This is a genomic window from Domibacillus antri, assembly GCF_001936625.1.
Classification (GTDB): Bacteria; Bacillota; Bacilli; order Bacillales; family Domibacillaceae; genus Domibacillus; species Domibacillus antri.
On record NZ_MSDU01000008.1, the window covers coordinates 153,960 to 176,099 of the forward strand.

Here is a 22,140-nt window from a genome sequence, read left to right on the forward strand (position 1 = left end):
GGAAGTGATTGATCCCCCGGCTGTTTTTGGTTATAGTGGAATGTTCCCGTGCTTTTTCTTCGGCCGTTCCTCTTTTTTCGTCCGCATCATTTCAAGGGCTTGAATAATTTTAATACGCGTTTCACGCGGATCAATAACATCATCGACCATGCCCCGTGCCGCTGCCACATACGGGTTGGCAAATTTCTCGCGGTACTCTTCAATTTTCGCGGCCCGTGTCGCTTCGGGATTTTCGCTCGCTGCGATTTCACGGGCAAAAATAATATTCGCCGCTCCCTGCGGACCCATCACCGCAATTTCCGCATTCGGCCATGAGAAAACGAGATCGGCGCCAATTGATTTGGAATTGAGCGCCACGTAGGCACCGCCATACGCTTTTCTTAAAATAACCGTAATTTTCGGTACGGTCGCTTCCGAATACGCGTATAAAATTTTCGCGCCGTGACGGATAATACCGCCAAGCTCCTGTTTGACACCCGGGAAAAAACCGGATACATCTTCAAAGGTAATAATCGGAATATTGAATGAATCGCAGAACCGGATAAACCTCGCAGCTTTGTCCGATGAATCAATGTCCAGCCCGCCGGCCATAAATTTCGGCTGATTACACACCAGACCGACCGTTTCTCCTTTTATACGGGCAAAACCGACAACGATGTTTTTGGCAAACTCTTTTTGCACTTCCATAAACGAGCCTTCATCGACAACATGGTCGAGCACTTTTCGCACATCATATGGACGGAGCCCGTCAAACGGGACAACATCCGTTATATCTCCCCGGTAATCGCTTTCATCTTCATGCTCGGAAAGAATTGGTGTTTTTTCTTCATTGTTTTGCGGCAAATAAGACAAAAGCGCTCTGACCATTTCTAACACTTCTTCTTCCGTACCCGCACGGAAATGCGCATTGCCGCTCACTGTATTATGTACTTTCGATCCGCCCAAATCTTCAGCGGAAATTTTTTCACCTGTAACGGTTTCAATCACTTTCGGTCCCGTAATAAACATCTGGCTTGTTTTGTCCACCATGAATACAAAGTCGGTAATCGCCGGCGAGTAAACTGCTCCGCCTGCACATGGACCTAAAATAACCGATATTTGCGGAATCACACCCGAATAGATCGCATTCCGGTAAAAAATATGCCCATAGCCATCAAGTGAGAGAACCCCTTCTTGGATACGCGCGCCGCCGGAGTCATTTAAACCGATGAATGGTGCGCCGTTTTTTGCAGCAAGATCCATCACATTTGCAATTTTTTGTGCATGCATTTCACCGAGAGCGCCGCCAAAAACAGTGAAGTCCTGTGAAAATAAATAAATGGGGCGTCCGTTTACTTTCCCATATCCGGTCACAACACCGTCACCCGGACCTTTGACGCCATCCAGACCGAAGTCCGTGTTGCGATGTTCAATAAACGGATTCAGTTCGACAAACGTTCCTTCATCAACAAGAAGTTCAATCCGTTCACGCGCGGTCAATTTTCCTTTTTCATGCTGCTTCTCGATTCTCTCATCACCGCCGCCAAGCTCGACTTCCCGCCGTCTGTCCTGCAGCTCGTGAATGCTGTCAAAAATGTCCGCCATTATAATTCCTCCTTTTTCTCACAAAGCTCCATTAACACGCCGCCTGTTGATTTCGGATGCATAAACGCGACCTGTGCACCGCCTGCACCCGGCTTTGCCGTTTCATTGATCATTTGAATCCCGCGTTCTTTCATTTCAGTAATTCGGTCCTCAATGTTTTGGACACTGTAAGCAATGTGATGAATCCCCTGGCCGCGCTTCTCGATAAATTTGGCAATGGGACTGTCCGGACCAGTCGGTTCCAGCAGTTCAATTTTGATGTTGCCGGCATCGATAAAAGCAACGGTTACCCCTTGCGATTTAACAGTTTCCGTTTTCATATGCTTCATGCCGAGCTGCTCTGTATATAACACCATAGACTCTTCAAGAGACGCAACCGCAATGCCGATATGGTCAACTTTTTTCAATTTCCTCACCCCTTTGAAGAAAACGATAAAAACAGTATACTAATTCGACAAATTTTGAAAAAATCCTCTTTTTCAATTTTCTGTTCAGTTGCGAACAGGCTCTATTGCCGGTACAATAGTACACAACAATAGAGCTTGCAAAGGAGACCTGTATGCGCAACAAAACGTTTCAAAAAATTATTGTTTATTTAATGCTTTTTGTCATGCTCGCATCGACCCTCTTGTTCGGCCTGACAATGTTTATGTGACAGAAGGGCGCGCTTTTTCAGCCGCTCTTTTTTTCATGCCGCGGAAACGGGATTTAATAAGCAAATATTGCTCCATTTCTCTGACAAACTGAAAAAGAGCAGCTCTCGCTTCAAATTCCTCCCTCGTCACGGGCAGCGGCATCTCTTTTAAGATGTGCTTCATTTCATCGAGCCGGTCTAAATGCAAATGCGCTGTGTTGCCCGGATGTATATGCGCTTTCAATTCTTCCATAAAATCAGCAATCATACCCGCTTGTTCCGGCCGATGTGAAATGGCTGCAACAATGGAAAGAATCCTTTCAATAATCTCAAATTGTTTTTCCCTCATGGAAAAATATTGATAAAACAAGCTGTCATGACGCGTAAAATGGTTTTGAACATCTTTAAAAGCAATCGTTTTGGCTCTTTTTAGCAGGTCTGACGTTTCCGTCAACTCTTTCCCGTCCCACGTATGATTGTTCGTCCGTAAATATAAGACAATTTCTTCGAAAATTTTACCAAACAAACGCTCTGTCTCTTCCTGCATCTGAACAAGGTTTCGCTCGACACTCGGCATGTATGAATTTAATAAAAGGGCGGTACCGATACCGATTAAAATTAAGCCCAGTTCATTTAAAAGAAGGCCGGCCGTCACGTTTTTTGCTACGTAAAAGTGCAAAATAATGACCGTACTTGAAATAATCCCTTCCTGTAACTTCAGCGCCACAACGGTCGGAATAAACAATAAGATAATCAATCCAATTACAATTGGATGATAGGCAATCAGCTCAAACAAAAGAATCGAGTAAAGGACCGCTACAAAAAAGGCTATTAAACGAATCCATGATGCCCTCAGTGACTGTTGTTTTGTATTTTGAATACATAGAATGGTAATGATTCCCGCTGACATCGCATTATGCAATCCGATCCATTCAGCAATCAGAATGGAAATGGCAATGCCTATTGCTGTTTTGGCGGTGCGGTAGCCGATTTTAAACATCATGTCCTCCATTATTAAGAAAGCCCTGCCACTTAAGGCAAGGCTCTTTTTCATCCTATTTATACCTCTTCACAATACTGATCGAAAAGCGTTTGTAAATGTTCCACGACTGACATCGGGTGATGCCCTTCAATTTCATGACGCTCGACCATCGCCTGTACCTGTCCATCTTTTATGAGGGCAAAAGACGGTGATGATGGCGGATAGCCCGTGAAGAAACTGCGCGCCTGTGCCGTCGCTTCTTTATCCTGCCCCGCAAATACGGTCACTAAACGATCCGGGCGCTTATCATAATGAATAGCATGCGCCGCTGCCGGACGGGCAATGCCGCCTGCGCATCCGCATACAGAGTTGACCATCACAAGCGTCGTTCCTTTTTCGTTCAATACTGCGTCCACCTCTTCAGGTGTCGTAAGTTCTGTATATCCAGCCGCTTTAATTTCATCGCGTGCCTGACGGACAACATCATTCATGAAAAAATTAAAATCCATTCCCACGTTTTTTCTCTCCTTTATTGAGTGCTGCTTCTATCATAAGGTAAAATTTTTTAGATTTCAATTAAATGAATTGCCGCCACAAACGAAGCTTCTATATTTCATATAAATAATTTTGGATTTCATCCGCTGAAAAATATTGCAGAAAGGGATGTTTAATTTTTTAAAACGCGGGTAGAATAATAAGGCAACTGGATCCATACCCCTATACTCCCTGTATTTGACCATCCGGATATATTCGGGTGGTCCTTTTTTGTACGCCATACCTTTTAGAATGTTTAGTCTTGTCCATAAACATGCTTAAACAATTGTTCTGCGGCCTGCGATGGTGTTATTGTCCCGTCCATTGCTCCCTGCTCAAGCCGACCAATTTGTTCTTTTACATATGGATGCCGGTAAAAATGATTTTGGAGCTGTTCCATAATAAGTGTATGCAGCCATTCTCTTGTCTGGCTGCGGCGGCGTTCTTGTAAGACCCCGCTTTTTTCAGCCGTTTCACGAAATTCCTCAATAACGGACCAGATCGATTCCATCCCTTCATTTTTTAGCGCAGAACATGTATAGGCTTTTGATTGCCAGCCTTTCGTAGCCGGCTGGAGAAAGTGTAAAATTTGATTGTATTCTCTCTTTGTTTTTTCTGCGAGCGGTTTGTTTGCCCCATCCGCTTTATTCACCACAATGGCATCAGCCAGTTCCATAATGCCCTTTTTCATTCCCTGCAGTTCGTCTCCTGCTCCTGTCAGGGTGAGAAGCATAAAGAAATCAACCATGCTGCGGACAATAAATTCACTTTGTCCGACGCCGACCGTTTCAATTAAGATCACATCAAAGCCGGCCGATTCACATAAAGCAAGTGTTTCTCTCGTTTTCCGATGGACGCCGCCCAGCGTGCCGCCCGATGGAGATGGACGGATGAACGCGTTTGGATGCTTCGCAAGCCGTTCCATTCTTGTTTTATCGCCTAAAATGGAGCCGCCGGAAATGGATGAACTCGGATCAATAGCCAGAACGGCAACACGGTAGCCTGCGTCGCAAAGCATCATACCGAATGATTCGATAAATGTACTTTTCCCCGCACCCGGTACGCCGGTAATGCCGATTCGGATTGCTTTTCCGGTGTGCGGCAGCAATTTCTGCAATAGGTCCTGCCCGTAATTGTAATGGCTGGCTGCATTGCTTTCAATAAATGTGATCGCTTTTGCCAGCTCCTTAACAGACCCGTTTACAACCCCATCGGCAATCGCGTTTAAATCAGGCGGCGCCGCCGTTTTTTTTCGGAACGTTTTCCGCGGCGGCGCTGTCATGCCGTCATGACTCGCCGCCGCCCCTTTTCTAACATGAAGGTGTTCTTCCGTCATTCCACCACTTCCTCGTAGCCGAGACGCTCATAAATTTTTTCCAAAATGACTTGTGCAGAAACCGGAATAACCGTACCCGGTCCAAAAATAGCCGCGGCGCCTTTTTCTTTTAAGAACTCATAGTCCTGCGCAGGAATAACTCCTCCTACAAACACAACAATGTCATCACGCCCGAGCTTCTGCAGTTCTTCCACCAGAGCCGGCAGCAGTGTTTTATGACCGGCCGCGAGTGAACTGAATCCGACCGCATGAACATCGTTTTCCACCGCCTGTTTTGCTGTTTCTTCCGGCGTCTGGAATAATGGACCGATATCGACGTCAAACCCGAGGTCCGCATACGCTGTTGCAATCACTTTCGCCCCGCGGTCATGCCCGTCCTGTCCCATTTTTGCGACTAAAATACGTGGACGGCGGCCTTCCTGTTCTTCAAATTCGGCTGTCATTTGCTGCACAAGTGTCATTTGTTCTGAATCCGAGAAGTTGGAACTGTATATACCGCTCACTGATCGGATCACCGCCTTATGTCTGCCGCTTACTGCTTCGACAGCGTCAGAAATTTCACCGAGTGTGGCCCGCAGTCTCGCAGCATTCACGGCCAGCTCAAGCAGGTTTCCTTCCCCGGACTGTACGGAAACGGTAATCGCTTCGAGCGCTTCTTTTACTTTCTCTTCATCGCGGTTTGCCCGCGCTTTTTCAATCCGTTCAATTTGCTTTAACCGCACTGCTGTATTGTCGATATCCAGAATATCAATCGGATCTTCTTTTTCGAGCCGATATTTATTCATCCCAATGATGATTTCTTCACCTGAATCAATTTTTGCCTGACGCCGTGCTGCGGCTTCTTCAATTTTCATTTTCGGCAGACCCGTTTCAATCGCTTTTGTCATCCCGCCGAGCGATTCAATTTCTTCGATATGCGTCCACGCCCGTTCCATCAATTCATTTGTCAGCGCCTCCACGTAATACGACCCGCCCCACGGATCGATCACGTTTGTAATTCCCGTTTCTTCCTGTAAAAACAGCTGCGTGTTCCGGGCAATGCGCGCGGAGAAATCGGTTGGCAGTGCAATGGCTTCATCCAGCGCATTTGTATGCAGCGACTGCGTATGCCCCATTGCCGCTGCATGTGCTTCAATTAACGTCCGTGTCACATTGTTAAACGGGTCCTGCTCGGTCAAGCTCCATCCGGATGTCTGCGAGTGCGTGCGGAGCGCCATTGATTTTTCATTGGACGGATTAAACGGCTTCATCAATTGTGCCCAAATGCGGCGGGCCGCTCTCATTTTCGCCACTTCCATAAAATAATTCATGCCGACCGCCCAGAAAAAAGACAGACGCGGCGCAAACGAATCAATGTCAATGCCGGCAGCAAGCCCGGTACGGACGTATTCAAGCCCATCTGCAAGTGTATAAGCGAGCTCAATATCCGCCGGTGCACCCGCTTCCTGCATATGATAGCCGGAAATGGAAATGGAGTTAAACTTCGGCATATGCTTCGAAGTGTAGTCAAAAATATCCGCAATGATGCGCATTGAGGTTTCAGGCGGATAAATATATGTATTCCGCACCATGTATTCCTTTAAAATATCGTTTTGAATGGTTCCGGACAATTTTTCCTTCGTGACGCCTTGCTCTTCAGCCGTGACAATATAAAACGCCATAATCGGCAAAACGGCTCCGTTCATCGTCATGGAAACAGACATTTGATCAAGCGGAATACCATTGAATAGGATGTTCGTATCCTCAACAGAATCAATTGCCACACCTGCTTTTCCAACATCGCCGACCACGCGTGGGTGATCGGAGTCGTAGCCCCGGTGTGTCGGGAGATCAAATGCGACTGAAAGCCCTTTTTGTCCCATTGCCAGGTTTCGCCGATAAAACGCGTTGCTCTCTTCGGCTGTTGAAAAACCGGCATATTGACGAACCGTCCACGGACGATTCACATACATGGTCGGATATGGACCGCGCGTGAAAGGAGCAATACCCGGAAAATCATTTATATGTTCAAGTGACTTTGTGTCTTCATTTGTATAAAGCGCCTTTAGACGGATGGTTTCATTTGTTTCAAAGGAAAGCTCTTCAAACGTCTTTTTCACGTCCTGTTCCAGCGCTTTTTTCCACTCATTCAGAGGCTTTTTGACCCCTTCCTTAAATGGGTTATAGTCTTTTAAATTCATCGAACCGTCCCTCCTTCAAATAATGAAAGCAGTTCCGTCAATTTTTCGACGATATTGTCTCCTGCGGCGATTGCACCGTTTAATCCGTCAGCCTGCCATTTTCCTGCGGCATCGATAACCGCTCCACTTGCGTTCTTTTTCAATTCGTTCACAAGCACTTGGCCGAATTCTTCATACACCGCATCAGACCCGCAAATGCAGTAATAAGGCAGACCGCTCTCTTTTACAAACCGTACAGCTTCTTCAACCGTGCGGATATTTTCAGACTTTACAGCGTGAATGCCTCCAACTGCCAGTACGCCCGTCACATAATCCACACGCGGTTTATTTGATTTCAGTTCTCCAAGACAAATGATGCCGGCTTCTACAGACTGTCTGGTTTGATTGAGCCGCATTGCTTTTTGACGAAGCTGCTCAAACGGCTCTGCCAGACGTTTCAGCTTGAGCGCCGGAATTTTTTCTCCTTCTACTGATGATTCCTTTTCATTTTCATTCGCGGCTTGTTCGTTTTCAGCCAAATTGGCATATATATTTGTACCAATTAACGGCTGCTTACGTGTGGCCGCTTCCTGTTCACGTCTCGTCTGTACGGCAGCGATTTCTGTTTGCAGCGTTCCTAAACGTAATGCCTGCTCAATACCGCCGGCTTCTTCCAAACGGGCAAATTGACCCCAGGCACGCCGGCCAATCTCTTCTGTTAATGATTCAATGTAATACGAGCCGCCTGCCGGGTCCATCACTTTATCAAGATGCGCTTCATGCTGTAACAGCAGTGGAATATTTCGCGCGATCCGTTCTGATAAACCAGTTGTTTTGCCGGTTATATGATCAAACGGTGTGACAGATAGGTAATCAATATTGCCGAGAACCGCAGCGAACGCGGCGCTCCCGGTACGTAAAATATTGACATGCGGATCAAGCGCTGATAACGTTAACCGGCTTGTTTCCACGCTGATTTTCGGCTTCGCGGATTCGTCCAGTTCATAGGCATCGATCAATGCAGACCAAAGCGTACGAAACGCCCGAAATTTTGCCACTTCCGTAAAAAAACGCGGGCCTGCTGCGAAATGGATCACCATTTTTGATGCCGTGACATTACTATTGATCCCGTCCTTTTTAGCTGTATTCATATAAAATACCGCTTCGGATAACGCAGCCGCGAGTTCCTGTATCGCATTGGCACCCGCCATATGATAAGGAACGGTATTTATGGTAATCGATTGTTGATTATGTATGTTTTTGAGGATGGATTCAGATGGAAAAACACCCTTTGCAGCCCCTTCCGATATTGGATCCTCTTCCAATACTGTTCCATGTTCAGGGAATGATCCCGCTCGATGAAACCCTCTCGTAAATGGCTTTTCCCCCGGAAGCGAGGGATGTATCCCTTTCACGTCTTCTTTCGTATAAAGCGGTTTTAATTCAATCTCTTCCATTGTTGTGGTAAAAAGCTTGGACAGCGCTTTCCCTTTTAATGACGACTGGGCAGCCTGTTCCCAGTCGGAAAACGCGGCAATCGGAAATGTCTGCTCTCTCATGTTCCCCACCCCTTTTATTGAAATCGTTTTCAATTTAAAGCGCACACAAAAAGAAACATATTCGCTTCTCTTTCATTGTATTATAAAAAAGCCTAAACAGGCAATGACCATCAGTCAAAACGTGAAAATTTACGGGCGCCGTGCTATTCTATTGGTAACTCTTTTTAAAAGAGCATCTTTTCATTCAGGAGCGAATATATGAAAAAATTATTTAGCCTTTTAGGTATTGCTATCTTCAGCTTAGGGACTGTCGTCTCAGCGGACAGTACACCCGGCGACATCATGGTGACACTTGGCGAAAATTTGACACCTGCACAGAAAGAACAGCTGCTGACGGAGATGGACGTTCCGGCTGATGTACAAACAATCACGGTGTCAAACGCGGAGGAACACCAATATTTAGGCGACTACATTCCAAAAGCGCAGATCGGCACAAAAGCGATTTCTTCAAGCAAAATTACAACCGCTGAATCCGGCGCCGGCTTAAATGTCGAAACGAAAAATATTACATGGGTATCAAAAGAGATGTATACGAACGCGCTCACAACAGCAAGTGTAAAAGATGCCGATATTTATATTACGGCACCATTTAAAGTATCCGGGACAGCCGCATTAACCGGCATTATTAAAGCCTATGAATCCACAACCGGTGAAGTCATTCCCGAAGAACAAAAACAGGTAGCGAATGAAGAAATGGTCACAACAGCGAAACTGGGCGATGAAATCGGTCAGGAAGAAGCAATAAATTTAATTGAGCGCATTAAAGAAGAAGTGGCTGCACAAAATCCGCAGACGGTGCAGGAAATTCAAGTGATCATCAACAACATTTCGAATGAACTGAACATTAAATTAAGCGACGCGCAAATCGATCAGCTAGCCGCATTGTTTGATAAAATGCAAAACCTGGACATTAACTGGGATCAGGTAAACTCGCAGATTGATAAGGCAAAGGAACAATGGGACAGCTTTAAAAGCTCAGAAGAAGGCCAAGGGATTTTACAGTCTATTATTGACTTCCTTCAGTCCATTGTCGATGGTATTGCCGGACTGTTTAAATAATGAAAAGAGACTTTCTCATTTGGAGAAAGTCTCTTTTCATTAATAAACCGGCATGGATTCTTCCGAAGCATTTTCCAGCAATTCTTTGACGCGCTTCATAAACCGGCCGCAGATGAGTCCGTCGAGCACTCGATGATCGAGTGACAGGCATAAGTTGACCATATCCCGGACAGCAATCATTCCGTCAATGATAACTGGCCGTTTTATAATGGATTCGACCTGCAAAATCGCTGCCTGAGGGTAATTAATGATGCCCATGGACTGAACGGAACCGAATGAACCGGTATTGTTAAGTGTAAATGTTCCGCCTGTCACATCCTCTGACCGGAGTGTACCGGAGCGCGCTTTTTTTGCCAGATCATGTATATCCCGCGCAATGCCTTTAAGCGATTTTTCATCGGCTTGTTTTACAACGGGCACAAACAATTTATCATCCGCTGCAACCGCAATGGAAATATTGATTTCTTTTTTGCGGACGATATGATCTCCTGCCCACATCGCATTCATTTCGGGAAACTCTTTTAACGCACGGGCAACTGCTTTTACGAAAAAAGCAAAATACGTAATGTTAAAGCCTTCATTTTGCTTAAATGATTGCTTCATTGAATCGCGGTACTGAACAAGCTTTGTCACATCGGCCTCAATCATCATCCAGGCATGGGGCACTTCCTGCTTTGTACGTACCATATTGGCCGCCACAGTCTGTTTAATCCCATCAAGAGGGACAATTATATCGCCATGTGCAACAGGCTCCTTTTGTACAGCTGAAGAAGTCTCTTTTCCTGCTTCGATCAGTGCCTGCACATCTTTTCGGGTAATGCGCCCTCCTTTACCGGATCCTTTTACTTTCGATAGATCAATGTTATGCTGCTGTGAAAGCTTTAGTACGGCCGGCGAATACCGGGCGCGATTATCTGAAGACGTTGATAATGGCATCGGTACCCCCTTTTCCTCGTTTTCAACAATTGCTTCTTCTGTTTCAATCGTACAGATCACATCGCCGACTGACAATGTTTCATCTTCTTTTGCAATGATTTCTTGAATGACGCCTGTAAAAGAAGAAGGAATTTCCGCGTTCACTTTATCTGTCAATACTTCTGCGATCGGATCATATTTATTGACGTGATCTCCTTCAGAGACAAGCCATTTTGTAACCGTTCCTTCTGTGACACTTTCTCCAAGCTTGGGCATTGTCATGCGCTGCTTCACCATAAAAAAACTCCTTTCAGACAGACCTTTAAAATTCCGCCAGCTCCCGCATCGCTTTCTCGACTTTTTCCGGATTCATCATAAAGTATTTTTCCATCGTCGGAGCATATGGCATGGCCGGTACATCTGGTCCAGCCAGCCGCTGAATCGGTGCATCAAGATCAAATAAGCAATGTTCGGCAATGATGGCTGCTGCTTCACTTATAATGCTGCCTTCTTTATTATCTTCTGTAATGAGCAGCACTTTGCCCGTTTTCGCCGCTGACTCAATCATCGTTTCCTTGTCGAGGGGATACACGGTTCTCAAATCAACCACTTCTGTTTCAATCCCCTCTTTTGCGAGCTTTTCCGCAGCCTGCATGGCAAAGTGGACACAAAGTCCGTATGTAATGACCGTTATGTCCCCGCCTTTTCGTTTCACATCCGCTTTTCCGATTGGCAATACATAGTCTTCTTCCGGGACTTCCCCTTTTATCAACCGGTACGCTTTTTTATGTTCAAAAAACAGGACTGGGTCTTCATCACGAATCGCCGCTTTCAAAAGTCCTTTCACATCGTATGGAGTGGATGGCATCACAATTTTCAAACCGGGCTGATTGGCAAAAATCGCCTCAACCGACTGCGAATGATACAGCGCGCCGTGAATACCGCCGCCGTATGGTGCACGGATCACAACAGGGCAGTTCCAGTCGTTGTTTGACCGGTAACGAATTCGGGCTGCTTCGGAAATAATTTGATTGACAGCCGGCATAATAAAATCAGCGAACTGCATTTCGGCAACCGGCCGCTTTCCAACCATCGCGGCGCCAATCGCGACACCGGCAATGGCGGACTCTGCCAGAGGTGTATCGAGCACACGTGATTCGCCAAACTGTTCATACAATCCCGCTGTCGCTTTAAACACGCCGCCTTTTTTTCCAACGTCTTCCCCAAGAATAAACACATTTGAATCCCGTTCCATTTCTTCCCGAAGTGCCATGTTGACGGCATCAATATAAGAAATAACAGGCATTAAAGAGTCCCCTCCTGTTCTGCTTCTGCATAAACGAAATTAAGCGCCTGCTCGGGCCGTGGATAGGGGGCCTGTTCGGCATAGTCGGTCGCTTCGTTAATGATCTGTTGAATTTTTTGTTCCATCTGCTGTTCCTGTTCATCATTTAATATCCCTGTTTCTTTTACATATGTACGGAACAAGGCAACAGGATCGCTTAATTTTGCTTTCTCCACTTCATCTGCCGCACGGTATGAGCGGTCATCATCATCGGATGTGTGGGGTGTTAAACGGTACATCTTGGCTTCAATAAGCGTTGGTCCCTCTCCTCGCCGCGCACGGTCCGCTGCTTCTTTCACATATCGGTACACTTCAAGCGGATCGTTTCCGTCGATGGTATATCCCGGCATGCCGTAGCCGATGGCCCGGTCTGACACATTTACGGAAGCAAGCTGCTTGTCAACCGGAACCGAAATGGCGTATTGATTATTTTCACATAAAAAAATCACCGGCAGTTTATGAACGCCTGCAAAGTTAGCGCCTTCGTGAAAATCACCCTGATTGGATGACCCTTCTCCAAAGGTTACGAATGAAACATGCTCTTTCTTATCCATTTTCGAAGCCAGCGCGATGCCGACTGCATGCGGCACCTGTGTTGTGACAGGAGATGATCCGGTGACGATCCGGTTCTTTTTTTGCCCGAAATGACCCGGCATTTGCCGTCCGCCTGAATTCGGATCTTCCGCTTTGGCAAACGCCGCGAGCATTAGCTCTTTTACCGTCATGCCAAAAGAAAGAACAATCGCTGCATCCCGGTAATACGGCAATATGTAGTCTTGATCACGATCAAGCGCAAAAGCAGCGCCGACTTGTGCCGCTTCCTGGCCCTGACCGGAAACAACGAACGGTATTTTCCCCGAGCGGTTTAAAAGCCACATCCGCTCATCCAGACGGCGGGCAAGAAGCATTGTTTCATACATGGCCCGCACAGTTTCGTCTTCTAATCCTAATGCTTTATGTCTCTTTTCCATTTATTTTCTCCTTTCATAGATGAATTGCTTTTCCCTCAATTAAAAGAGCTGCTTCGCCCATCGCTTCAGACAAAGACGGATGAGGATGAATCATCTTTCCGATTTCCCAAACGGATGCATCAACCATTTGAGCCAGCGCCGCTTCTGAAATAAGCTCTGTCGCATTTGGACCGATGATATGAACTCCGAGAACATCGTCTGTTTTTTGATCGGCAACGATCTTGACAAATCCGGCTTGTTCGCCAAATACGAGCGCTTTTCCGACTGCCTGAAACGGAAATTTCCCTGTTTTTACTTCGAAGCCTCTCTCTTTCGCTTCTTTTTCAGTCAATCCGACGCTGGCTGCTTCCGGGTTTGAATAAATACACTTTGCCACTGCTGTATAATCAATGGTCAGCGTTTCTTCTCCCGCAATATGCTCAACAGCCATCATCGCTTCATGCGATGCAACATGTGCAAGCTGTAACCCGCCGATGACATCACCAACTGCGTAAATGTGGGATTCATTTGTTTGCAGCACGTTATTCACTTGAATACATCCATTTTCCACGATAATCTCGGTATTTTCCAGTCCAATGTTTTCAATATTGGCAGAACGCCCAACGGAAATGAGCATTTTTTCCGCTTCTATAATTTGCGTTCCCCTTTTCGTTTCCACTTCAACGCGTATAAGATCCGGCTGTTTTTCCACTGTGTTTGGCTGTACTTCAGCTCCAGTGATGATGTCAATTCCACGCTTTGTCAAAAGACGGGCCATTTCCGCGGAAATATCCTCATCTTCAGTCGGAATCAGCCTGTCTGCATATTCAATGATCGTAACGTGAGAGCCAAAATCCGCCAGCATCGATGCCCATTCAATACCGATGACACCGCCGCCGACAATGATCACGGATGCTGGCACTCTTTCAAGCAGAAGCGCTTCATTGGAAGAGATGATCCATTTGCCGTCCACTTCTAAACCCGGTATCGATTTTGGACGCGATCCGGTCGATATGATGACATGTTTCGGTACAAGCATTCGATTTTCCGATCCATCGGCTGCCTCAACAGAAATTGTGCCGGATTGAGGGGAAAAAATGGAAGGTCCCATTATGCGGCCTGTGCCGTAATAAACGTCAATTTTTCCTTTTTTCATTAAAGATTGTATACCGTTATACAGTGTATTAACAATTTGTTCTTTTCTTTCCTGTACCTGTTTAAATTGGAGCGCCGTATTTTCTGTCATTACGCCAAATTTATCCGCTTCTTTAACTGTTCTGAACACTTCAGCGCTTCTTAACAGCGCTTTTGTCGGTATGCATCCTTTATGAAGGCATGTTCCTCCTAGTTTTTCTTTTTCGACAACAGCTGTTTTCAGCCCAAGCTGTGCGGCGCGAATGGCGGCCACATAGCCCCCTGTGCCTCCGCCTAAAATGACAAGATCATATTCTACTGTCATATCTTATCGCTCCCTTTTATATATTCCCCCACCATTGTATACGGTTTTCAAAACTATGTCATGTAATAAATGATATTTTTTGTGTTTTATCATGATTGGAGGGCCATTCTTGACAAATATTGCGGGTACGTTATGATTTGTGAAAGAAGATTTTACGAAAGAAGGTTTCGATCAATGATCCGGATCATTGCATTGCTTATTCTCGTCATTCCCGGTTTTCTTGCCGGTGTGGGGATTAAATTAATGCGCGACATGTTGTTTGGCATTTTGCAGCCTCCGTTTCCCGTATTATGGCTTCAATTTTTAATAGGACTGCTTCTTTTTCTGGGCGGCCTCGGTTTTGTGGCCGGTTTTATCTTCAGGCGTGACCGGAAGCACAATAAAGTACAGCCGAAGTTTCAAGAAAAAAAATAATGAAAAGCGGCCTCAATCAAGGATGGTTGAGACCGCTCTTTTTATGAAGCCATATATTCAATCCGTAATTTATCAGCCACCATTGCAATAAATTCTGAATTGGTCGGCTTTGCTTTTGTCACAGATACTGTATAGCCAAACATTGCTGCAATCGAATCCATATTCCCCCGGCTCCAGGCAACTTCAATCGCATGGCGTATTGCCCGCTCCACCCGGCTCGGTGTTGTGTTGTATTTACGGGCAATTTCCGGATAAAGGACCTTTGTAATCGAACCAAGCAATTCAATGTCGTTGAAGACCATTGTAATGGCTTCACGCAAGTATAAATAACCTTTTATGTGTGCCGGCACGCCAATTTCATGAATAACGGCTGTTATGCTGGCATCAATATTCCGCTTCGGTTTTTTTGGTTCCTCACGCCGGTCCACACGGTGAACCGGCGTTTCAATCCCGCTGACCTGCCTGATTTGTCCGACAAGGCTGTCCATGTCAAATGGTTTCAACATAAAATAAGAAGCGCCGAGTTCAACCGCTTTTTTTGTTACGTCTTCCTGTCCGAACGCTGTCAGCATAATGACTTGCGGCTGTTTTTGCTGACCATTGGCACGCAAACGTTCCAGAACAGCAAGTCCGTCCATATGCGGCATGATAATATCAAGAATCAACACATCCGGTTCCGCTTCCGGAAGCATCGTTAAACATTCTTGTCCATTGTATGCTGTCCCCGCCACCGTCATGTCGTCCTGACTTAAAATGACTTCTTCAAGCAGCTGAACAAGCTGCCGATTGTCATCCGCAACTGCAACTTTAATTTCGCCCACGTTGTTTCCTCCTCATTCGTCTAGCCTTAAGGTTATTCTAAAGGTTTTTTCGACAAAGCGAAATGAAATCCTTTAAAAAAGTGAAAATATTTATTTTATGCGTTTTTCTGACAGTTATCGACCTTTTCCTCGCTTTTTTTCGTCAAAAAAAGAGGGCATTTGCCCTCTAAATAATTCCTGCATCTTTTAACATCCAATCAATATGAACACCGTAACCGGATAATGGATCATTGACAAACACATGTGTCACCGCTCCGATAATTCGTCCATTTTGAATGATCGGGCTGCCGCTCATCCCTTGTACGATACCACCTGTCTTGCCGATCAGACGGGCATCCGTCATTTTAATGATCATGCTTTTTATGCCGGGTTTCGATTGCTGAATCGTGCGGGTAATCGATACTTTATATTTTTCCACTTTTTCATTTTCCGTCACAGTCAAAATTTCAGCAGGCCCTTCCACAACTTCATCCGGATGTGCCGCCGGATATAGCCGGCCTCCATCCAAATCTGCATAAAGGCGGCCGAATATACCAAATGGTGTATTGGCCGTCACCGTTCCCCACTGATCATCCGGTGGAATGACCGCCGTTTTTTCACCTGGAACACCTTCCGCTGCTTTTTGAATGCCTGTAATCCGGGCGGGATGAATGGTCCCTCTGACAGGCGCAAAAGGCTTTCCTGACTGTACATCGCTGATCACATGACCCAGCGCACCGTATTTTTTTGATTTCGGTTCATAAAACGTCAGCGTGCCGATACCAGCTGAACGATTTTTAATGTAAACACCAAGTTTATACATATTTGTTTGCGTATCTTGTACGGGCGTGACCGACAGTTGCATGGTTTCTCCCCCCCGGCGAACGGTTAACTGCAAGGGCTTGTTTTGTTCACCTGCCGACTGAACAAAGGGTCTGATTGACTGGGGTTCCATTACTTTCTTTTTATTGACGCTGACAATGATATCGCCTGGCAGCAATCCCGCTGTTTCCCCTGGTGACTGTTTTTCACTATCTGTGCTGATAAAATGAAATCCGACGACGTACAACCCTTTCGTCTGCAGCTGCAACCCCACTGACTGGCCGCCGGGGACAACAAAGATGCGCTCACGTTCTTCCTTCTCTGCCGGAAATCCGGCGGACTGCAATAGTTCATGCTCCGTCGTCTGCGCTTGTATGAGATTCCCGTTACCCGTCCATACTGACAACAAAAGTAAAAAAAAGAAAAGAAATCGATACGAAACGTGCCTGACCGTCATACCACTCCCTCCTTCTCTTCCTGCACTCTTACTTTGTCCGTTAGAAGGAGTGATTATGACGGTAATATGGGGCGGAGATGGATGTCATTTCAAACCGCTGAATGTTTTATTTTCGCGGATAATGCTAATAATTCTTTTGCATGTTTTTTTGTTAAATCCGTCATTTCCACACCGGAAATCATCCGGCCGATTTCAGCTGCTTTTTCCTCATCATTAAGCGGGGTGACAATGGTGTTCGTCCGCTTGCTATCATGACTTTTTTGGATATATAAATGCGTATCCGCCATCGCGGCGACTTGAGGTAAATGGGAAATGCAAAGCACTTGTGAATGAACGGCAATTTTGTATATTTTTTCGCCGATTGCCTGCGCAACACGGCCGCTGACACCGGTGTCCACTTCATCAAAAATGATCGATGTAACCCCTTGGTGCTTGGAAAAAATCGTTTTCATTGCCAGCATAACACGTGACATTTCTCCACCGGACGCAATTTTCACAAGGGGCTTGAGCGGTTCGCCGGGATTGGTTGTCATATAAAATTCAACCTGGTCCATCCCTTCTTTTTTAAACTGTCCACTTTCTGAATGAAAATGTACATGAAAAACGGTTTTTTCCATATAGAGTTCTTTCAATTCACGATGAATCGCTTCTTCCAGCTGTTTTGCGGAGGCACGACGCAGCTTGGACAATTTCTTACCTTCCAAAGTTAACGCAGCTTCCACCTCGGCCAATTCTTTTTGAAGCCGGCTTATATGTGTTTCACGGTGGGTGAGCTGATCCATTTCTTGCGCAATTTTTTCCTCGTATTGTAAAATATCGTCAATGGTTGCGCCGTATTTTCGTTTTAACTGATTAATTTCATTCAGCCTGCTTTCAATTTCATTCAGTCTGGCCGGGTTAAACTCGAGCGTATCTAAAGCTGAACTGAGGTCGCGAACTGTATCTTCAAGCACATAAAAACTATTTGCCGCCGCGTCATGAAGCGGTTTAAATTCTTTATTAATGCCGGCAGCTGCTTCCAGTCCATTTACACTTAGACCAAGCCAATCCAACGCTTTCCCTTCCCCTGAAAGTGTGCTGTACGCTTCTGACAGCGCCGCAAAAAGCTTTTCAAAGTTGGCCAGCTGCTGTCTTTCCGATTCCAGCTTTTCTTCTTCACCACGTTTTAATTCCGCTTTTTCAATTTCATTAAATTGAAATTGAATTAAATCAAGCCGATGGGCAAGATTTTGTTCATTTTCACTCAGCCGTCTTATTTCCGTATGTAATTGATCATAACGGTTGTATATTTCTTTATATTGTTCTTTTGCCTGCTTAATCGGCAGCCCGCCAAAATCGTCCAATAAGCGAAGATGACTTCCGGCATTCATTAGCTCTTGATGTTCATGCTGACCGTGAATGTCCAGTAGGCGGGCACCGATTTCACGCAAAATCGCAAGTGTAACCATTTTTCCGTTCACGCGGCAGACACTTTTGCCTGCGGCGGAAATTTCACGGCGTAAAATCACGGCTCCTTCTTCCGCCTCAATGCCGAATTCCCGGCATACGTCAAAACAAGGATGGTGATCATGAAGCGTAAACATTCCCTCAATCTCCGCTTTTTTCTCTCCATGCCGGACAAATTCGCCTGAACCGCGGCCGCCGGTTAACAGCTGCAATGCATCAATAATAATCGATTTTCCCGCACCGGTTTCACCTGTTAAGACCGTCAGCCCTTTTTCAAAAGATAATTCAAGGGCATCAATAATCGCAAAATGGCGTATGGATAATTCCTGAAGCACGAACAATCACATCCTTATTAAAGCATTTCTAAAAAGCGGGCGGATACAATCTCGGTATGTTCCGGCGCCCGGCAAATAAGCAGACATGTATCATCGCCGCAAATCGTGCCCATAATTTCTTCCCAATCCAGGTTATCAATTAATGCCCCGACTGCCTGCGCATTGCCCGGCAATGTTTTCATCACCACAAAATGTCCCGCCGAATCAATGCTGACAAAGCAGTCAACGAGCGACCGCTTTAATTTTTGCAGCGGATTAAAACGCTGATCGGCAGGCAGGCTGTACTTATAGCGGCCGTCCATTAACGGGACTTTCACAAGATGCAGTTCTTTAATGTCGCGTGAAATGGTCGCCTGTGTCACGTTATAGCCGGCTTCTCTCAGCAGATCCACCAGTTCATCCTGCGTTTCAATTTCGTTATTGGCAATCATTTCTCTAATTTTAATATGTCTCTGGCCTTTATTCATCACGTTCACCTCATAATGTATAATTATACTTGTCTATACATTATCATATTGTATTTGTCTTGAAAAGTATTCAAAAAACGGCCGGCTTCTATTCATCGAAAGAGCCGGCCACTTAAAATGGAATGAAAAGCGATTTAGTTTTTTTCTTTAAATTCATCGTGCGCAGCCTCGACGGCCTGTTCCGGTGTAATCGGCAGCGTCACTTTCCCGCCGTTGTCACCCGGCCAGCGAATATGCAATAAAAATTCAATATTGCCGTCGCCTCCTGTAATCGGTGAATGGGATAGATTGATGACATCATAGCCCAGTTCTGAAGAGAGGTGAACCATTTTTTCAATGACTGATTTATGAACACCTTTATCACGGACAATGCCCTTTTTGCCGACCTGTTCGCGGCCGGCTTCAAATTGCGGTTTCACAAGTGCCACCACATCGCCGCCCGGGACAAGCAATGTTTTTAACACCGGCAAAATTAAGGACAGTGATATAAACGAGACATCAATCACCGCAAACTGCGGCATTCCTTTCGTTAAATCAGCCGGCGTTACATAACGGAAGTTCGTCCGCTCCATCACAACGACACGATCATCCTGACGGAGTTTCCATGCAAGCTGGTTGTATCCGACATCAAGCGCATAGGATAAAGCCGCTCCATTTTGCAGGGCACAATCCGTAAATCCGCCTGTTGACGCACCGATATCAAGTAAAATTTTATCCTGTACGGTGACGTCAAACACCTGCAAGGCTTTTTCAAGCTTTAACCCGCCGCGGCTGACGTAAGGCATCGTTTTTCCTTTAATTTCGAGGGGAGCATCCACCGGGATCTTTTCACCCGGCTTGTCAATCCGTTCCTCGTTGGAATACACGATGCCTGCCATGACGGCCCGCTTCGCTTTTTCCCTTGTTTCCATTAAACCTTTTTCGACAAGAAGTACATCAATTCGTTCTTTTTTCGCCATCGTTACACTCTTTTCTTCTGTTTTTCAGGAACGAGCAAGGTGATTTTACGAATGGCTTCTTCCGCTGTCAAATGAATCTCCTCCAGCAGCTTATCGACGCTTCCATGTTCAATAAACTGATCTGGAATCCCCATCCGCTCAATAACCGCCCCATGATGACCGGATTCATGGGCATATTCAAGCACGGCACTGCCAAACCCTCCTTCAAGTACCGCTTCTTCTATCGTCAAAACCGGTATGTTCCTGTCGAGCAGCTCGTCCAACATTTCTTCGTCAAGCGGCTTAATGAACCGCGCATTGACCACTTTCACCTCAATGCCGCGTTTTGCGAGTGCGGACGCCGCTTCAAGCGCCATGGGAATCGTTGTGCCAAACGTTAAAATGGCCGCATCCGTTCCTTCTCTCAGCACTTCCCATGAGCCAATCGGGATCGTTGTCATCTCAGCATCCATCTCAACACCCAGCCCGTTTCCACGAGGGAATCGCATGGCAATCGGACCATCGTTGTAGTGAATCGCTGTATTCACCATATGGCGTCCTTCATTTTCATCTTTCGGCATCATTAACACCATATTCGGCAAATGACGCAGGAAGGCAATATCAAATACACCTTGATGTGTTTCCCCATCCGCGCCGACAAGTCCGGAGCGGTCAATGCCAATGAATACATTCAAATTAGGACGGCAAATATCATGAACGACCTGGTCATATGCCCGCTGCAGGAATGTGGAGTAAATGGCAAGAAACGGTTTCATGCCCTGAGTGGCTAAGCCGGCTGCCACAGTCGCTGCATGCTGCTCTGCGATTCCGACATCAAACATGCGATCCGGAAATTCTTCCGCAAAACCGAGAAGCTTCGATCCAACAGGCATGGCCGGTGTAATGGCCACGATCCGATCATCCGTGCGGGCAATTTCCCGCACCGTTTCACTGACAAGAGCACTCCAGGCCGGCGGTTCATTTTTCGATTTAATGATATCTCCCGTTTCCATTTTATATGGACCGATTCCATGCCACGAACCAACTGTATCGGATTCGGCCGGTTTGTAGCCTTTTCCTTTTTTCGTGATAACATGAACAAGCACGGGCCCTTCTGTACGTTTCGCCTGCTCCAGGCTCTTAATTAAATCATCAAAGCTGTGCCCGTCAATAGGGCCGAGGTAAGTAAAACCAAACTCTTCAAAGAACATCCCCGGAACAAACATGTACTTCAAGCTGTCTTTCATCCGCTCTGCTGTACTGGCTACTTTGCCGCCGACAGCCGGAATACGCTTCAGCAAAAATTCCAGCTCATCTTTCAGCTTGTTGTATTTCCCGCCTGTTCTCATGCGTCCAAGCATGTTATGAAGCGCACCGACATTGGGGGCGATGGACATTTCATTGTCATTTAAAATGACAATCATATTCGTTTTTTCATGACCGATATGGTTCAATGCTTCAAGCGCCATCCCGCCCGTCAACGCACCGTCGCCAATGACCGGAACAATGTGTGAATCCTCTTTTTTTAAGTCGCGGGCAATCGCCATGCCCATGGCAGCGGAAAGCGATGTCGAACTGTGGCCTGTCTCCCACACATCATGCTCACTTTCAATCATTTTCGGGAAACCGCACAGCCCTTTGTATTGACGGAGCGTATCAAATTTATCAGCGCGGCCCGTTAAAATTTTATGGACGTACGATTGATGGCCGACATCCCATAAAAATTTATCTTTCGGGCTGGTGAAACAATGATGGAGTGCCACAGTCAGTTCCACTACGCCAAGATTCGGACCAATATGACCACCGGTTACGGATAATTTTTCAATTAAAAATTTACGAATTTCTGCACTTAACTGCTCCATTTCATGAACGTTCATTTTTTTCACAAAGGACGGGTCTGTAATGGATAAAAGATCCAAGTGGATCAACTCACTTTCCTGGCTGT

Annotated in this window: 20 protein-coding genes; 3 read left to right on the plus strand and 17 right to left on the minus strand. The window is 46.0% G+C overall.

The window, feature by feature from the left end; all coding sequences use genetic code 11:
• Positions 1–30 precede the first annotated feature (30 nt).
• Positions 31–1,584: an acyl-CoA carboxylase subunit beta gene (locus BTO30_RS04855; protein ID WP_075397592.1), complete on the minus strand. Its 1,554-nt coding sequence runs from the start codon at positions 1,582–1,584 to the stop codon at positions 31–33.
• Positions 1,584–1,991 carry a methylmalonyl-CoA epimerase gene (gene mce, locus BTO30_RS04860; protein WP_075397593.1) on the minus strand — a complete coding sequence of 136 codons (408 nt, stop codon included), beginning with the start codon at positions 1,989–1,991 and terminating at the stop codon, positions 1,584–1,586. The genes BTO30_RS04855 and mce overlap by 1 nt, the downstream gene beginning before the upstream one ends.
• A gap of 191 nt (positions 1,992–2,182) precedes the next feature.
• On the opposite strand from mce, the gene BTO30_RS17915 reads away from it, so the two are divergent.
• Positions 2,183–2,239 (plus strand): hypothetical protein, encoded by a 57-nt coding sequence (locus BTO30_RS17915; protein ID WP_342743383.1) that lies wholly within the window; start codon positions 2,183–2,185, stop codon positions 2,237–2,239.
• On the opposite strand, the gene BTO30_RS04865 is transcribed toward BTO30_RS17915, so the two are convergent.
• The 5 genes from BTO30_RS04865 to BTO30_RS04885 all read right to left on the minus strand — a co-directional run bounded on the left by BTO30_RS04865 (position 2,232) and on the right by BTO30_RS04885 (position 8,788).
• Positions 2,232–3,218 carry an aromatic acid exporter family protein gene (locus BTO30_RS04865; protein ID WP_075397594.1) on the minus strand — a complete coding sequence of 329 codons (987 nt, stop codon included), beginning with the start codon at positions 3,216–3,218 and terminating at the stop codon, positions 2,232–2,234. The two genes, BTO30_RS17915 and BTO30_RS04865, sit on opposite strands and share 8 nt — an antisense overlap.
• Before the next feature lie 59 nt (positions 3,219–3,277).
• The gene (locus BTO30_RS04870) at positions 3,278–3,715 is read right to left on the minus strand and encodes a BrxA/BrxB family bacilliredoxin (protein ID WP_083632302.1); all 438 of its coding nucleotides are present in this window, start codon (positions 3,713–3,715) and stop codon (positions 3,278–3,280) included.
• A gap of 275 nt (positions 3,716–3,990) precedes the next feature.
• The gene (gene meaB / locus BTO30_RS04875) at positions 3,991–5,070 is read right to left on the minus strand and encodes a methylmalonyl Co-A mutase-associated GTPase MeaB (RefSeq protein WP_075397595.1); all 1,080 of its coding nucleotides are present in this window, start codon (positions 5,068–5,070) and stop codon (positions 3,991–3,993) included.
• Entirely contained in the window at positions 5,067–7,250 is a 2,184-nt protein-coding gene (gene scpA / locus BTO30_RS04880; protein ID WP_075397596.1) for a methylmalonyl-CoA mutase, read from the minus strand. Before scpA ends, meaB begins: the two co-directional genes overlap by 4 nt.
• Entirely contained in the window at positions 7,247–8,788 is a 1,542-nt protein-coding gene (locus tag BTO30_RS04885) for a methylmalonyl-CoA mutase family protein (protein WP_075397597.1), read from the minus strand. Before BTO30_RS04885 ends, scpA begins: the two co-directional genes overlap by 4 nt.
• 198 nt (positions 8,789–8,986) lie before the next feature.
• Between BTO30_RS04885 and BTO30_RS04890 the strand changes: the two genes are divergently transcribed.
• Positions 8,987–9,847, plus strand: coding sequence for a DUF1002 domain-containing protein (locus BTO30_RS04890; protein WP_075397598.1), 861 nt, complete (start codon positions 8,987–8,989; stop codon positions 9,845–9,847).
• Positions 9,848–9,886: 39 nt separating this feature from the next.
• Here the strand turns inward: BTO30_RS04890 and BTO30_RS04895 are convergent, their stop codons facing one another.
• The 4 genes from BTO30_RS04895 to lpdA are packed head-to-tail and all read right to left on the minus strand — an operon-like array spanning position 9,887 to position 14,516.
• A complete protein-coding gene (locus tag BTO30_RS04895; RefSeq protein ID WP_075397599.1) occupies positions 9,887–11,059 on the minus strand; it encodes a dihydrolipoamide acetyltransferase family protein in 1,173 nt (390 codons plus the stop codon).
• A 25-nt stretch (positions 11,060–11,084) separates the two neighbouring features.
• Positions 11,085–12,068 carry an alpha-ketoacid dehydrogenase subunit beta gene (locus tag BTO30_RS04900; protein ID WP_075397600.1) on the minus strand — a complete coding sequence of 328 codons (984 nt, stop codon included), beginning with the start codon at positions 12,066–12,068 and terminating at the stop codon, positions 11,085–11,087.
• A complete protein-coding gene (locus BTO30_RS04905; protein WP_075397601.1) occupies positions 12,068–13,078 on the minus strand; it encodes a thiamine pyrophosphate-dependent dehydrogenase E1 component subunit alpha in 1,011 nt (336 codons plus the stop codon). The genes BTO30_RS04900 and BTO30_RS04905 overlap by 1 nt, the downstream gene beginning before the upstream one ends.
• Before the next feature lie 13 nt (positions 13,079–13,091).
• Complete coding sequence (lpdA, locus tag BTO30_RS04910) at positions 13,092–14,516, minus strand: dihydrolipoyl dehydrogenase (protein WP_075397602.1); 1,425 nt, start codon at positions 14,514–14,516, stop codon at positions 13,092–13,094.
• A gap of 174 nt (positions 14,517–14,690) precedes the next feature.
• Between lpdA and BTO30_RS04915 the strand changes: the two genes are divergently transcribed.
• A complete protein-coding gene (locus tag BTO30_RS04915; RefSeq protein WP_075397603.1) occupies positions 14,691–14,930 on the plus strand; it encodes a DUF2627 domain-containing protein in 240 nt (79 codons plus the stop codon).
• A gap of 41 nt (positions 14,931–14,971) precedes the next feature.
• On the opposite strand, the gene spo0A is transcribed toward BTO30_RS04915, so the two are convergent.
• The 6 genes from spo0A to dxs all read right to left on the minus strand — a co-directional run bounded on the left by spo0A (position 14,972) and on the right by dxs (position 22,114).
• Complete coding sequence (spo0A, locus tag BTO30_RS04920; protein WP_075397604.1) at positions 14,972–15,751, minus strand: sporulation transcription factor Spo0A; 780 nt, start codon at positions 15,749–15,751, stop codon at positions 14,972–14,974.
• A gap of 166 nt (positions 15,752–15,917) precedes the next feature.
• Complete coding sequence (spoIVB, locus tag BTO30_RS04925) at positions 15,918–17,009, minus strand: SpoIVB peptidase (RefSeq protein WP_075397605.1); 1,092 nt, start codon at positions 17,007–17,009, stop codon at positions 15,918–15,920.
• A gap of 89 nt (positions 17,010–17,098) precedes the next feature.
• A complete protein-coding gene (recN, locus tag BTO30_RS04930) occupies positions 17,099–18,790 on the minus strand; it encodes a DNA repair protein RecN (protein ID WP_075397606.1) in 1,692 nt (563 codons plus the stop codon).
• Between the two features lie 17 nt (positions 18,791–18,807).
• Positions 18,808–19,257: a transcriptional regulator AhrC/ArgR gene (gene ahrC, locus BTO30_RS04935; protein ID WP_075397607.1), complete on the minus strand. Its 450-nt coding sequence runs from the start codon at positions 19,255–19,257 to the stop codon at positions 18,808–18,810.
• Between the two features lie 134 nt (positions 19,258–19,391).
• The gene (locus tag BTO30_RS04940) at positions 19,392–20,216 is read right to left on the minus strand and encodes a TlyA family RNA methyltransferase (protein WP_075397608.1); all 825 of its coding nucleotides are present in this window, start codon (positions 20,214–20,216) and stop codon (positions 19,392–19,394) included.
• A gap of 2 nt (positions 20,217–20,218) precedes the next feature.
• Positions 20,219–22,114: a 1-deoxy-D-xylulose-5-phosphate synthase gene (gene dxs / locus BTO30_RS04945; RefSeq protein ID WP_075397609.1), complete on the minus strand. Its 1,896-nt coding sequence runs from the start codon at positions 22,112–22,114 to the stop codon at positions 20,219–20,221.
• Between the last annotated feature and the right edge of the window lie 26 nt (positions 22,115–22,140).

Bases quoted from the DNA above. Each gene is read 5' to 3' on its own strand.
- BTO30_RS04890 (WP_075397598.1), top strand. From the start codon at position 8,987: ATGAAAAAATTATTTAGCCTTTTAGGTATTGCTATCTTCAGCTTAGGG.
- BTO30_RS04900 (WP_075397600.1), bottom strand. From the start codon at position 12,068: ATGCCTGTTATTTCTTATATTGATGCCGTCAACATGGCACTTCGGGAA.
- BTO30_RS04865 (WP_075397594.1), bottom strand. From the start codon at position 3,218: ATGTTTAAAATCGGCTACCGCACCGCCAAAACAGCAATAGGCATTGCC.
- BTO30_RS04885 (WP_075397597.1), bottom strand. From the start codon at position 8,788: ATGAGAGAGCAGACATTTCCGATTGCCGCGTTTTCCGACTGGGAACAG.
- BTO30_RS04895 (WP_075397599.1), bottom strand. From the start codon at position 11,059: ATGGTGAAGCAGCGCATGACAATGCCCAAGCTTGGAGAAAGTGTCACA.
- ahrC (WP_075397607.1), bottom strand. From the start codon at position 19,257: ATGAATAAAGGCCAGAGACATATTAAAATTAGAGAAATGATTGCCAAT.
- BTO30_RS04915 (WP_075397603.1), top strand. From the start codon at position 14,691: ATGATCCGGATCATTGCATTGCTTATTCTCGTCATTCCCGGTTTTCTT.
- lpdA (WP_075397602.1), bottom strand. From the start codon at position 14,516: ATGACAGTAGAATATGATCTTGTCATTTTAGGCGGAGGCACAGGGGGC.
- meaB (WP_075397595.1), bottom strand. From the start codon at position 5,070: ATGACGGAAGAACACCTTCATGTTAGAAAAGGGGCGGCGGCGAGTCAT.
- BTO30_RS04940 (WP_075397608.1), bottom strand. From the start codon at position 20,216: ATGGCGAAAAAAGAACGAATTGATGTACTTCTTGTCGAAAAAGGTTTA.
- scpA (WP_075397596.1), bottom strand. From the start codon at position 7,250: ATGAATTTAAAAGACTATAACCCATTTAAGGAAGGGGTCAAAAAGCCT.
- BTO30_RS04905 (WP_075397601.1), bottom strand. From the start codon at position 13,078: ATGGAAAAGAGACATAAAGCATTAGGATTAGAAGACGAAACTGTGCGG.
- BTO30_RS04855 (WP_075397592.1), bottom strand. From the start codon at position 1,584: ATGGCGGACATTTTTGACAGCATTCACGAGCTGCAGGACAGACGGCGG.
- spoIVB (WP_075397605.1), bottom strand. From the start codon at position 17,009: ATGACGGTCAGGCACGTTTCGTATCGATTTCTTTTCTTTTTTTTACTT.